The sequence below is a fragment of the Rhodothermales bacterium genome (genome assembly GCA_017643395.1).
Taxonomy (GTDB): Bacteria; Bacteroidota; Rhodothermia; order Rhodothermales; family UBA10348; genus JABDJZ01.
The window spans coordinates 164521-177415 of the sequence record JAEPNP010000005.1 but is presented as its reverse complement, the minus strand read 5'-3'; the positions used below and the strand labels follow the sequence as shown (position 1 = coordinate 177415).

Genomic DNA, 12895 nt, shown 5'->3' with positions numbered 1-12895 from the left:
TTGCAGCGCGACTCTCAAGGTGTATCCTATCAACCTCGCCTAAGAAACTGATTTGGACAGATTCGTGAATGAGCATGACGACGCCGGTCGCAGCAGGGAGGTCGTGTCGTTGCTCGACGCTGCCCTGGTACTCGTGCGGCGTAGGAAGTTGCTATTATGGTTTTTGGTCGGGGGAGGAGTTCTTGGCCTCGTGCTGGGCCTGAGTGCCCCGCCCCAGTATCAAGCTTCTATGACCGTCATCAGCGAGCTTGGCGGCGATGCGGCGTCGCCTGGTGGTCTCGGAGCTACACTCAGGAACTTTGGGTTCTCACTCCCGGGTGGAGCTGGAGCCGGTAGTCTGTCCACACAGGCCATCCCGGAGATTGCCGGCTCACGAGAGGTTCGACTCAGGGTGGCCCGAGACTCCTTTCTTGTATCAGAGTCCGACGTCCGCGTCAGTCTGGTCGATCACCTGGCCCGACCTCCGACATTTGGGTTGGGTACCATTTTTAGATTTGTACGGTCGTGGACAGTAGGACTGCCCAGTCGTGCGAGGCGTCTCTTCCAAACCCCGAGGATACTTCAATCGGACCCGAGGGGAGAAGGATACCTGACAGAGGAGGAAGACGCGGCTATCCGGTTCGTTGCCGGTGCGGTCAGTGTTTCCGAGAACCTGGACTCGGGCCTTATCACGATTTCAGCTATGGCCGACGAGCCGGTTTTAGCTTCTCAGCTGGTAGAGTCGGTAGCAACTCATCTGCGAGCAAGGGTCCAGGAGGTTTTTACTACCAAGACCCGAGAGAATCTCCGGTTTGTGGAGAATCAGTTTGAGTCCGCACGCGAAGAGCTTGAGGAAGCTGACCGGGCGCTTGCCTCCTTTGAGGATCGCAATCTCGACACCCGCTCCTCGCGACTGCAACTCGAGGGCCAGCGCCTGCAACGTGAAGTGAGTTTCAAAGCACAACTATACACCGAGCTGCAGGCCCAGCTGACTCAGGCGCAAATCGAGCTGCAACAATCCGAGCCGGTGATTACAACGATCGAGGCACCCAGCCCGCCGCTCCGGCCCAGCGGACCCAATCGTCGGCTTATCGTTCTGTTCTATCTCCTCATCGGTGGAGCTGCTGGGACGACCTTGATTCTAGTGCTCGAATCCGTCGGAAAGGCTAGCGAGGACAAGTTGAAACAGCAAAAACTGACAGAAATCGTTGATTCGGTCCTTCCAGCTCCGCTGTCGAGACGGGTACTCAATCGCGTATCCGACAAAAGCTGAAGGCCTGATCCCAGCAACGGGCATTAGAGGGGCACTTGGGAGCGGGTGGTTACCGCACCTCCAGACCCACCCGGGCTTGGCGAAGGCTATGATCGGGTGCGGTGTGTTCGAAGCCCCCATGTCGCCTCCAAAGGAATACTAGCATATCTGCGTCCCAACACCATGAGTAGCTTACGCATCGGTCCCCTCAAACGACTAATTCTTCTCGGCGGGGGGGCGCTTCTCGAGCGCATTAAACGAGATTGTCGCGACTTGCTGGAGGTTCGACATGTCGGCTCTCCGCATCAGGAAGACGAATGGGGTGGGGCTGCTGCCCCCGACCTTGTGGTGCCAAGTCGGCTCGAGGTAGGCGCGCTAGCGCCCTTTTTCCGAGGCGTAGGCTCCGGCGAGGTCTTGGGCCTTTCGCTTGGCGCGAGATGGATCTTCCGCAAGCCCATAATCGACCTATTTCAAGGGCGGCTTCTGAATGCACATGGCTCTAGGTTGCCGTTTGACAAAGGCGGCGGGGGATTCTCTTGGAGAATAATGAGGCACGACCGCATCGGAAACGTCTTACTCCACCAGATTGATGAAGGGATCGACACGGGCGCGGTTGTGCATGAGGAGGTGTACGCGATCCCGCGCAACTGCATTAGTCCGGCGGAGATCGAGCAGGACTATGTCGGGAGGGTCGCCGCGAGTGTCCACCGCCTTGTGGCGCGGGCGACGAAAGATCAGGTTGAGTATGCGCTCAGGCGCCAGGCACCAAGTATCGGGTCGTACTACCCGCGACTGTCAACGGACGACCATGGTTGGATAAACTGGTCTTGGGGGGTTGCGTCGATCACCAGATTCGTTACCGCTTTCGATAGTCCCTATCCAGGTGCGAGTACGTTCTGGCGAGGACAGAGAGTGTATGTTTCACGCGTGCAAGAGCACTGCGGAGAGATGGCCCATCACGAGGGTCATTCCGGTATCATCATTCGTACCCACCCCGACTTCGTCGTAGTGGCTGGCACAGGAGGGTGCTTGCTTGTGGAGGGGATTCGCGCCGAAGACGGAAGCGACCTGCTTAGCGCGGTGCGCGAAGGTGATCGTCTGCATACGCCAAGTGATCGACTAGATGCCGCGATGAGCACGAGGGTCTCATACGGGCCAAGCGGTATTCGCTCGCTGACCTAGTTTCATACAGTCAGAGACACGCGCCCCAGCCTGAATCTCCCGCAGCACCGCCAGGTCCAGCACCAGAGGAGTCTTTCCTTCCCAAGGTGCACCTCCGAACGCACCGGAAAACCCTTCGCACCCCGAAAGCACCCGCACCCGCGCGGATAAACGCTAGGTTAGTCAAGCCAGGATTCCAAGAACGTTCGATGGGACTACGAAATGAAGCTCGAGAACTGCCGAATGCGGCTCCAATAGGCATCGATCGCGACGACGTACCCTCTCCGACCAATCCCTGGGAGCCGAGACTCGCGATCTTCCTCTCCGTCATTGACGGCCGGTGCCCGTCCACCTGGTCGCCAGCACTAGAAGGTCCGCGCGATGCCCTCGCGCTCCAGGTTGGCTTTACAGAGTTTGCTGAGCCGAGCCGGGTGGAGGGCGGCTCGACGAAAGCGATTGCCTCGCTGGTGAATACCCCGCGAGGCCCTGAGGATGACGGAACGCCCAGCTGCGACTGTGATAACCTCCGACCTTTAGCGAACGCCGACTATGTCCAAGTCCCACATTTTTCAACTTGAATCGGAAGCCATCCATGTCATGCGGGAAGTGGCGGGGCAGTTCGAACGCCCTGTGCTCCTCTTCTCGGGCGGCAAGGACTCAATCGTGATGGTCCATCTTGCTAAGAAAGCGTTCCATCCGGCTCCGTTTCCGTTTCCCCTACTACACATCGACACCGGCCACAACTTTCCGGAGACTATCCAGTTTAGGGATGACCTCGTGCGTGAAGTCGGTTGCGAGCTCTTGGTCAGGTATGTGGAGGATTCCATTATTGCGGGGAGGGCCCAGGAGGAATCGGGGCCGAACCCGAGCAGGAATGCGCTGCAAACGGTCACGCTGCTGGATGCCCTTAGGGAGCTGAAGGTCGACGTCGCGTTCGGCGGGGGGCGCAGGGACGAAGAAAAGGCTCGTGCCAAGGAGCGTTTCTTCAGCCACCGGGATGCGTTTGGTCAGTGGGACCCAAAGAATCAACGACCGGAAATTTGGAATTTGTTCAATGGTCGAAAGGCCTCCGGAGAGCATTTCCGGGTGTTTCCGCTCTCCAACTGGACCGAAATGGATATCTGGCAGTACATCGCTCACGACGATGTGCGACTTCCTGATCTGTATTTCTCCCATCGACGGGAGGTTGTCGAAAGAGACGGCGTCCTACTGGCAGTAGGAGCCCACAACCAAGTGCTGAGCGACGAGCGGTCCGATGTTCGCCGGGTTCGATGTCGCACGATCGGAGATATCACCTGTACCGGCGTTTGGGAGTCGACCGCTTCTACGCTGGAGGAGATCATACAGGAGGTCGCCGCTGCGCGCATTGCGGAGAGGGGAGGTCGGAGTGACGACAAGCGATCAGAGGCCGCAATGGAGGACCGGAAAAAGCAGGGATACTTCTAGGATGAGCACTTATGAGGCGATGGACCTGCTGAGGTTTTCAACGGCGGGCAGTGTAGACGACGGCAAGAGTACGCTAATCGGCAGACTCCTGTACGACACCAAGAGCATCTTTCAGGACCAACTGGAAGCGGTGGAAGAGACGAGCCGACGGCGGGGCGAGAGCTACGTGAACCTTGCGCTTCTGACCGACGGGCTCCGCGCTGAGCGCGAGCAAAACATCACCATTGATGTGGCCTACCGCTACTTTGCGACGCCGCGCCGCAAGTTCATCATCGCCGACACGCCGGGCCACGTTCAGTACACCCGCAACATGGTGACGGGCGCCTCGACGGCCGAATTGGCAATTGTGCTCATCGATGCGCGAAAGGGTGTCCTGACGCAGTCCAGACGTCACGGCTTCATCGCTAGCCTACTTCGCATCCCTCACGTTGTCGTCGCGATCAACAAGATGGACCTGGTCGCCTACGACCGGCAGGTCTTCGACCGGATTCAGAGCGACTATCGCGACTTTGCCCGACAGCTCAATGTGGGCGACATCACGTACATCCCGATGAGTGCCTTGCACGGCGACAATGTCGTGGACCACGGGGACAACATGCCGTGGTATGACGGTTCGACGCTGCTGCATCACCTAGAAACCGTAAACGTCGGGGCGGCGCGAAACGCGGTCGATTTCCGGTTTCCGGTGCAGTATGTGATCCGACCTCACCAGGACTATCGAGGGTTTGCGGGTCGTGTGGAATCGGGCTCGGTCGCCTTGGGGGAAGAGGTGGCTGTATTGCCAAGCGGACAAGTCAGCCGTATCAGTCGAATTGACCGATTTGAGGGCGAATTGGCTGAGGCGGACACTGGAGAATCCGTCGTTCTCTGCCTGGAAGATGAAATCGACGTGTCCCGCGGCGACATGATTGTCCGACGGCGCAATTTGCCGACCGTTTCGGATCGATTTGATGCCATGATGTGCTGGATGAGCGAGGCGCCACTAGATCCAACTATGCCTTACATCCTGATGCACACGACTCGCGAGGCCACCGCATTCGTCAAGGAGGTGGTTTACCAAGTCGATGTAGATACGATGCATCGGCAGGAAGCGGAATTCCTTGGGCTCAACGAAATCGGGAGGGTTCAGCTGTTGGTCAGCCGGCCGGTATGCTGGGACACCTACGCCAAGAATCGCATAACTGGTAGTTTTGTCCTGATCCATCCCCACACCTTCGCCACAGTAGCGGCTGGGATGATTCGCGGATCCATAGAGCGGCTTCCGTCGAGAGGAAAGCGGAGCGTCTCGCCGGGTGTGGTCTGGGAACCGCTAAACATCCCGCGCGAGGAGCGGGAGTCTCTGCAGAAGCACTCTGGAGCGGTAGTGTGGTTGACCGGCCTTTCTGGGTCAGGCAAGTCATCGATAGGCCGCAAGTTGGAGCGCGTTCTCTTCGATAGCGGCGTGAAGACCATGCTCCTGGACGGCGATCAAATTCGGCACGGTCTCAACGGAGACCTCGGGTTTAGTCCCGACGAGCGGCGCGAAAACATCCGCCGGGTCGGGGAGGTCGCGCGGCTCTTTTTCGAACAAGGCTCGGTAGTGATCTGCACTTTCATCTCACCCTATGCAGAGGATCGGGACCGAGCGAGAGGACTGGTACCAGTCGGACGGTTTTTCGAGGTCCATGTGGACTGTCCCGTGGAGGTTGCCAAGAAGCGCGACCCCAAGGGCCTCTATGCGAAGGCGGAGAGGGGAGAAATACTCGAGATGACCGGAGTCACGGCTCCCTACGAGAGGCCCGAGAAGCCGGAAATGAGACTGGACTCTACCGTCACGGCGGTGTCGGGCAGCGTCGAGTCTATAATGCAACTACTGTCGGAATCCGGCATCATCATTGTGGGTTAACCCGCTGCTCTCAACCGAGGAATCGTAGCTTTATCATGGTAAGTGCAACAGCCATGACGAGCAGACTGGTCGGAAATCCTACCCGAAGAAAGTCCGCGAAGCGGTAGTTTCCGGCAGAGAGAACCATGGTATTCGTCTGGTATCCAACCGGCGTGAGGAAACTGGCTGCGGCAGCCGCGGCGACGGTTAAGAGAGCGGCCTCCTCTGCGATTCCAAGTCGGTCTGCCAAGTCCAGCGCCACTGGCACCATGAGGACGGCGGAGGCCTTGTGGGTAATTAGCTCGGTGAGCACGTTCGCCGACACGTAGAGCAGCGCGAGTCCCCAGACCGCGTCGAGGGATCCTCCTAAGGCTAGTAGCAAGCTGGTGAGATTCTCCGAGAGCCCGGTATCTACGATCGCCCGACCAATCCCAAGCGCTGAACCAATAATCAAGAGCACCGAAAGGTCGACGCTTTCTCTAGCTCGTCGGAGCGAAACGCCGCCCATGGCGATCGCTCCAATCGCGGTCAAGAACGAAGCGGTCACCAGAGGGAGGGCTCCAGTGGCCACACAAACAACCATGGCAATCAAGAGAGCAGGCCCAACCCAGTTGGTGTCGGCAGCAGGAGCAGGCTGGTCGCGACGGGCAACAAGGTGAAAGTCGCTACGATCGGCGTTTGCGCGCCTAGAAAACCCACTATCTGCTTCCACAATTAGCAGGTCTCCGGCCATTAATCGCAGTCGACCGAGCGACTCGCTCACGACCACATCTCGCCGGTGGACAGCCAGCACTACTCCGCCATAGCGGTCCCTAAACTTGGTCGACCGGAGGGTCGAGCCCGCCAGAACGGAGTTCTCCGCGACCACGGCCTCAAACAGGGGGAGGTCAGCCACCGTGGTGGGCATTGCGATTGGCCGAGAAAGCCCATCCCGCCTCAGGAGCACATTCAGCAACTCCATTGGCCCGACAAAACTAAGGACATCTCCATCCTTTAGCAGGGTTGACGGGCTCGCGGGAATCACCGTTTCGTTCCTCCGAATATGAGCGAGAAAAGCCCGTCCTAGATCACGTAGGTCCGCGGCTTCAACGGACCTGCCGGCGATGGAAGGGCCATCAACGGCAAGCTCGAACAGGCAGTCGCCAAGGCCGTCATCTATCATGTCTGCATCGTGGCGCGGCAGGAGGCGCCAGCCGCCTATCACAAAAAACAGGAGCAAAAAGAGAACTACCGGCAGCCCAACCCAAGTGAAATCAAGAAGTCCAAGAGCAGGGCCGCCGAGATCAATCGATACCTCGGAGACCACTACGTTTGTAGATGTCCCGATCAGAGTTACCATCCCACCGGCGATGGCGGCGTATGACAGTGGAATGAGAACCTGTGATGCGCTGAAACCCCGGTCCTTGCACCAACGCTGAACCCTTGGCATCAGCATGGCAACGATCGGAGTGTTATTCATTGCTGCGCTTAGTGCAGCCACTCCTGCCATTAGCCTAGCAAGCGACATCGTCAGAGATGCACTTCGAGAGAGCGCTACCGTGTCGATTGCGCTGATTGCCGGCGACCTTTCGACGGCAGCCGCTACAACAAACAGCGATGCCAGCGCGACAACCGCGGGACTGGAGAAGCCCGAAAACGCAGCGGCGGGCTCGACTAGGCCGGCTGCAAGCAACGCCCCGAGACCAGCGACAAAACTGATGTCGGGTCTGCACCTGTTTCCGGCGAGGACTCCAACCAGACACCCCAATACCGCCAGAACATACCAGCCCTGCCAGGTCATCCTACTAGGGTTACAGGCGGGATGCCAACACGATCGCCGTCAGCGCAGCGGAAAGAACGGATATGGTCTCCGTAATGATCTGCCCAACGTCCGTCCTCTCCTCACTAGGCACGTCCTGTTTTCGAGACACGCTTATCACGGCGCCATCAGTGACCACCGGGTTTTGCGGAAATAATCCGCGACGCAGTCGGTATGTCGCCCCATCCGCTTGGGTCAAGAATACCGCTTCTGTCTCTCTCGCTTCTGAGCCAGCCCGGTCCAGGTAGTATTTGACTCTTCTTCCGGGCGCAAATCGAATAAGCCCGGGGTTATTCACATTGCCGGCGACCTGAACTGTGTTCGGCTTTCGCGGCACAGAGATGACGTCGCCTGGAAGCACCTGCATGTCCTGCCTCGACGACAGAAGGGCTTTCTCGATGTCAACGATCACCGGTAGTCCGTTTCGAACCAGAGACGACCCGCCCAGATACCCCGTCGTCAGCACCCCTCCGGCCTTGTCGACGATCGATCCGATTGTCTCGTGGTCGGTTTCTACGGCGTAAGTCCCCGGAAAGTGGACTTCTCCAGAAATGGATACAGTTTGCAACGCTCGGTAATTAGGGTCCAGTACGACTGAAACCTGGTCCCCCGGCTGCAGGATGAACGAGCGCCGATTTAGGAGGGCGGCGAGGCGGGCGGGATCGACTTGTCCGTTTTCGTCACGAGAGACTCCGTCAAGGCCGACCTCGAACACGCGAGCCAATTGGGCGCCTGACGGGTCCGGTCGGGCAACCCGGACGCTCTGCAAGTACGCGTATTGCGAAAAACCACCCGACTGGAGAATAGCATCCTCGACAGTTAGCCCGTCCACAAAGGTGATGGTACCGGGGGCGTTCACGGCGCCGGACACCTGTACCGTTCCAGCAGAGAGTCGTTCAACGGATCTTGGGTAAACTCGAATCCGATCTCCGGGAATCAAACGCAAGGATGCCTCATCCCGACCGTCGAGGACGGCGGCGAGGTTAAAAGGAACTACAACGGGTCGAGCTCGATTACCCTCCCTGCGAAACAGGTCGGCCCGAGGCAGAAACACATCGCGTACAAACAGACTATCCTGCAAACCACCGGCTGCGTAGAGGGCATCCTGCAGCGTCATGCGATCCCGGAACGGCTGCGGGCCTGGATTCCGTACTTGCCCATCCACCTCGATTGTGCCCGTCTGCTGAACCGCTAATCGGGAACGAACTGTTAGCACGTCCCGCTCCCTAAGCGGCAGGTTGTGCAACGGGTTGTCCGCGATTGCTTCCTCAAGGTCCACCACATAGAGTTCTTCGTTGAACTCTCCATCCAATCTGACCAGGGACGCTTCCTGCCGATGGGCTATTTCGGTTAGTCCGTCCGCCGCCCCTATCAGATCCCTAATAGTGACAAGTTCGTTGGATAGCTGGTAGCGACCCGGCTGAAATACCTCGCCCTGAATTGTCACCGCGTTGTCGAGTCGATCAGTGATTGCACTGATCCGCACCACATCACCGTCTTCCAGCGTCACGGCCACCTCACCGCCAACAGTCTCTGCGAGCGGCAGGTCTATGATTTCTCGGGCGATAGAGGGGTCAGTCCGTTCAGAGAGAGGCACAATCCGTTCGATTTGAAATCGCTTGCCATAGGCGTCGGGAAGCAGGCCCCCCGCAAATTCGAGCAGCGCCGTAAAGTCCTCAGTTCCCTTCAGTTCAAAAACTGCTGGTCGCCTCACGGCCCCCGATATGGCGACAGTCTTGCCGCGGGATGGCACGAACACAAAGTCATTCGTCTGCAGACGGACCGGATTGCGCTCGTATCCCGACAGCAAATAGTTGTACAGGTCAAGCGTGCCGATCCTTCGTCCCGCTCGTACAATTCGGATCTCTCGCAAGGATCCTCTGGTGAGCGGGCCACCTGTGCTGTACAGCACGTTGAACGCCGTCGCGTTCGGGCTTACGGTGTAGCCACCCGGCCTGGATACTTCACCGAGAACGTATACCTGTACGGGACGCAGTCGGGCGACGCTGAGGTCCATAAACACAGTTGGAGGGCTGCTGGTCAGCCCTGAATAACTGCGCGACAGGAAGCGCTGAAGATCTGTGCGTAGCCGATCAATTCGTCGACCAGCTGCCAGAAATTGGCCCACGTTTGGCACGAAAATACGGCCTTCGGCATCTACGGTAAGTTCGTGCGCAAACTCTGCCGCCCCCCAGACAGTGAGTCGAAGTTCGTCCCCTGGGCCGATGAGATAGGCGTCATCGACAGGCCCCACGGCCGATGGCTGGAAAGCATCGGGAATGCCGTCAAAGAGACTGTAGCCGAAGAATGCGAGGTCCTCCTCGACCGCCGCCTCTTCCACAACCGTGGTTGTTTCCGCCTCAGCCACGTCGCGCAGTTGAGCGGCCTCGGTGGCCTGCCGCGTGGTTTCATCTGTCGCTATCGCATCGACGGTGGTAGCAGGGGTCGAGGGGTCAACGGTACGCACACCAGGCAACGCGGTCGACGCCACGGCGCCCTCATCGCCCGAGCGTACCGCCCGCAACATTTCCTGGATCGTGGGCTCGGGCACGCCCAACTCCCGCGCCCGCTGGGCGGCCTGCACGGGATCGTTGAGGTTTACGCCCAACTGCTGCGCCATCGCCCGCGCCTCAGCCTCCGTCATGTTTCGACGGTTCAGCTCCTGCTGAATCGCGGGCGGCACGTTCTGAGCTGCAACCGGAGCCGCCACAGCCAACAAAAAAAAAGAAAGAAGCAGTCCTGGCTTCATGAAGTCAGGTATCACGAATCAATAAGGTGGTAGAAACTGAAAGCGAAGGCCGGCCCGGAATCGAAAGTCTTCCAATTGAGGGGCTGCCCGGTACCAGGCTTCGCCGAAGGGATGGATACGGTCTCCAAGTCGGAGATAGAAGCCCGCCACGGCTACTCCCGATGTGGTCCTGATCCCGTCATCAATAGTGCGGTCAACGCCGCCCCCGACGTACGGTCTGATGGGCGAAATACCAGTCGGCAGATTGACCCGCCAGTCTACGCGCACATTCCACGACTCTGTCTCATCGGCCGGGGTGTGGTAGTACCCGCCGGATGCGACAAGTTCGAGAGCGTAGTTGAAAAACGAGAAGTGGAAGCCAGCTCCCGGGCCATACACTGGCCGCGATTCAAACCGCTGCGCAAACAGCGAACCGTCGACGCGCATCTGAGCACGCGCGTCGATGACGCACACGCACAGCAGACCCGTCAAAATCAGGATTCTCGGGAAGATGGCAGGGATCGAGAAAGTGGGGCCGGAAGATAAGCGAGTGGGGAGACTTCTCCACAGAAAGCGCGACAAGGCAAGGCCAAGGAGGCCAGTATATTCGGGCCGAGTGTTGATCAATAGCTGTTCCTCTATCGTGAGTAATTCTGCAGTAGACGGTCTCGATTCAGGACTATCTCAAAAAAGCGCCCGAATCGGAGTCGTAGGACTTGGATACGTCGGCTTGCCGCTGATTTGGACGTTTCATGAGCGTGGCTTCCCTGTGCTCGGATTCGACGTGGATGCAGAGAAGCCCCGACTTCTAAAGGCTGGAAAGACCTATATTCGTCATTTCACGGAAGACCGCATCGCCAGCCTCGCCCGCTCCGATCGCTTTGACGCCACTACGGATTTCTCCCGTATCCCGGAGGCTGACGTCCTTCTCCTCTGCGTGCCGACCCCGCTCGATGAACACCGCGAGCCGGACATGTCTTACGTGGAGGGCACCGTAGCTACGATCGGCCCGCACCTGCGCAAGGGGCAAATGGTCATCCTGGAGTCCACCACCTATCCCGGCACTACGCGTGAGATCATTGTCCGAGAATGCGAACGCCTCAGCGGCCTGAAGTCCGGCGAAGACTTCTTCGTGGCCTACAGCCCGGAGCGCGAGGACCCGGGCAACCCCAATTTTGAGACGGCCACCATCCCGAAGGTGGTTGGTGCCGAAGGAAAGGAAGCGCTTGACCTGGCCGTCCTGCTCTACAGCAAGGTCATCTCCCAAGTTGTGCCCGTCTCGGACACGCCCACGGCCGAGGCCGTCAAGTTGGTCGAGAACATCTTCCGCAGCGTCAACATCGCGCTGGTCAATGAACTGAAGGTGGTTTTCCATTCGATGGGCATCGACATCTACGAGGTGATCGAAGCTGCCAAGACCAAGCCGTTTGGCTTCATGCCGTTCTATCCTGGCCCGGGACTTGGAGGACACTGCATTCCAATCGACCCGTTCTACCTCACCTGGAAGGCGCGGGAGTTCGGTCTGAATACCCGGTTCATTGAGCTGGCAGGAGAGATCAACACGGCAATGCCGGACTACGTGGTCCGTCGGTGCATGGAGGCGCTCAATGACCAGGGCAAAGCGCTCCGCGGCGCTCGGGTTCTGTGCGTGGGGTTGGCCTACAAGCCCAACGTGGACGACATGCGCGAGACGCCGACGCTGGTTGTGATGGAGAAGCTGCGGGCGTACGGGGCTGAGGTGTCGTATTACGACCCGCTTATTCCCGTCATTCCCCGGACGCGCGAGCATCCGGAGTGGGAAGGGGAGGAGTCGGTGAGTTGGGATGACGAGACGCTTCGGGGCTTTGATATGGCTGTTGTGCTAACCAAGCACTCGGATGTGGAGCATGAGCGGTTGGTAGAGACGGTTGGGTGTGTGGTGGATACCCGCGCCGCTATCGAATCCCGAAAAGGCGTCTACCGCGCCTAACGCCGCTCAAACCGCACATCCCGAGTCCTTCCATTACCAGCATAAAACGCCACAACACTCCCCCCACGATCCCGAACAAACTCAACCTGCCCCAACAGCGTCCCGGTGGAAAACGCATCCCGCTCCCCGGCCGTCAGCTTGAACGGCCCGCTCCGCCGGTGCTTCATCATAAGCGCCCCGTCCTCCACGGTGACGGCACAGAACGCCTCAATCTCCGCCGAGAAGTACCGCCCCTCGTACGCGAGAAGCTCCGCCTCCGAAGGCTCCCAGGGCCCATCGCCCTCCTCGACGATGCGCGTAGCCGGCTGATCGCTCTGGTGCAGCGTCACCCGATTCACGGACCCGTCCGCGTCCCGATGAAAGGTCATTGACGCCTCCACCACGGTCAGCTTGAACGTCGAGTCTGACGTGGCAAAGATCTCAAACTGCTGCTGGCCGGTGGCCTGGGCAAGGAACTGGTCGCCATCGCGCGTGAGCGTCAGCACAAAGGGCGGGGCGCCATCCAGCGCGTACCGCCCGGCGTAGTCGTCAAACGTCTAGGGGTCGAACGACGCAGGGTCATATTCTTCGCCGGACTCCGCGACCGCCTCAGACTCCATCGACTCCCCACAATCCGCGGCACGATATGCTCACGATTCTCGCGCACCATGGTGTAGTCGACCCCCTCGTCCTCGAATGGCGTCACGAATGCGATAGAT

At 59.0% G+C, this 12895-nt stretch carries 9 protein-coding genes; 5 read left to right on the top strand and 4 right to left on the bottom strand.

All coding sequences use genetic code 11. From position 1 onward, the window contains the following. Window positions 1-682: 682 nt before the first annotated feature. The 4 genes from JJ896_15270 to cysN all read left to right on the top strand — a co-directional run bounded on the left by JJ896_15270 (window position 683) and on the right by cysN (window position 5723). Window positions 683-1252 carry a hypothetical protein gene (locus tag JJ896_15270; protein ID MBO6781014.1) on the top strand — a complete coding sequence of 190 codons (570 nt, stop codon included), beginning with the start codon at window positions 683-685 and terminating at the stop codon, window positions 1250-1252. 162 nt (window positions 1253-1414) lie between these two features. Beyond that, window positions 1415-2413 (top strand): hypothetical protein, encoded by a 999-nt coding sequence (locus JJ896_15265; GenBank protein MBO6781013.1) that lies wholly within the window; start codon window positions 1415-1417, stop codon window positions 2411-2413. Window positions 2414-2941: 528 nt separating this feature from the next. Then, window positions 2942-3838: a sulfate adenylyltransferase subunit CysD gene (gene cysD / locus JJ896_15260; GenBank protein ID MBO6781012.1), complete on the top strand. Its 897-nt coding sequence runs from the start codon at window positions 2942-2944 to the stop codon at window positions 3836-3838. 1 nt (window position 3839) lies between these two features. Next, window positions 3840-5723 (top strand): sulfate adenylyltransferase subunit CysN, encoded by a 1884-nt coding sequence (gene cysN, locus JJ896_15255; protein MBO6781011.1) that lies wholly within the window; start codon window positions 3840-3842, stop codon window positions 5721-5723. A 10-nt stretch (window positions 5724-5733) separates the two neighbouring features. Here cysN and JJ896_15250 read toward each other — a convergent pair whose 3' ends face one another. The 3 genes from JJ896_15250 to JJ896_15240 are packed head-to-tail and all read right to left on the bottom strand — an operon-like array spanning window position 5734 to window position 10720. Then, window positions 5734-7482, bottom strand: a complete 1749-nt coding sequence (locus JJ896_15250; GenBank protein ID MBO6781010.1) for an SLC13 family permease — start codon at window positions 7480-7482, stop codon at window positions 5734-5736. Window positions 7483-7492: 10 nt separating this feature from the next. Further along, window positions 7493-10249, bottom strand: a complete 2757-nt coding sequence (locus JJ896_15245; GenBank protein ID MBO6781009.1) for an SLBB domain-containing protein — start codon at window positions 10247-10249, stop codon at window positions 7493-7495. A gap of 18 nt (window positions 10250-10267) precedes the next feature. After that, the gene (locus JJ896_15240; GenBank protein ID MBO6781008.1) at window positions 10268-10720 is read right to left on the bottom strand and encodes a hypothetical protein; all 453 of its coding nucleotides are present in this window, start codon (window positions 10718-10720) and stop codon (window positions 10268-10270) included. Window positions 10721-10871: 151 nt separating this feature from the next. Between JJ896_15240 and JJ896_15235 the strand changes: the two genes are divergently transcribed. Beyond that, window positions 10872-12197 carry a nucleotide sugar dehydrogenase gene (locus JJ896_15235; protein MBO6781007.1) on the top strand — a complete coding sequence of 442 codons (1326 nt, stop codon included), beginning with the start codon at window positions 10872-10874 and terminating at the stop codon, window positions 12195-12197. On the opposite strand, the gene JJ896_15230 is transcribed toward JJ896_15235, so the two are convergent. Beyond that, a complete protein-coding gene (locus JJ896_15230; GenBank protein ID MBO6781006.1) occupies window positions 12194-12703 on the bottom strand; it encodes a hypothetical protein in 510 nt (169 codons plus the stop codon). The genes JJ896_15235 and JJ896_15230 overlap by 4 nt on opposite strands. Window positions 12704-12895 lie beyond the last annotated feature (192 nt).

What these genes read in the sequence shown, in the direction of transcription:
- JJ896_15270 (MBO6781014.1), top strand. Translation starts at nt 683, where the DNA reads ATGGCCGACGAGCCGGTTTTAGCTTCTCAGCTGGTAGAGTCGGTAGCA.
- JJ896_15265 (MBO6781013.1), top strand. Translation starts at nt 1,415, where the DNA reads ATGAGTAGCTTACGCATCGGTCCCCTCAAACGACTAATTCTTCTCGGC.
- cysD (MBO6781012.1), top strand. Translation starts at nt 2,942, where the DNA reads ATGTCCAAGTCCCACATTTTTCAACTTGAATCGGAAGCCATCCATGTC.
- cysN (MBO6781011.1), top strand. Translation starts at nt 3,840, where the DNA reads ATGAGCACTTATGAGGCGATGGACCTGCTGAGGTTTTCAACGGCGGGC.
- JJ896_15250 (MBO6781010.1), bottom strand. Translation starts at nt 7,482, where the DNA reads ATGACCTGGCAGGGCTGGTATGTTCTGGCGGTATTGGGGTGTCTGGTT.
- JJ896_15245 (MBO6781009.1), bottom strand. Translation starts at nt 10,249, where the DNA reads ATGAAGCCAGGACTGCTTCTTTCTTTTTTTTTGTTGGCTGTGGCGGCT.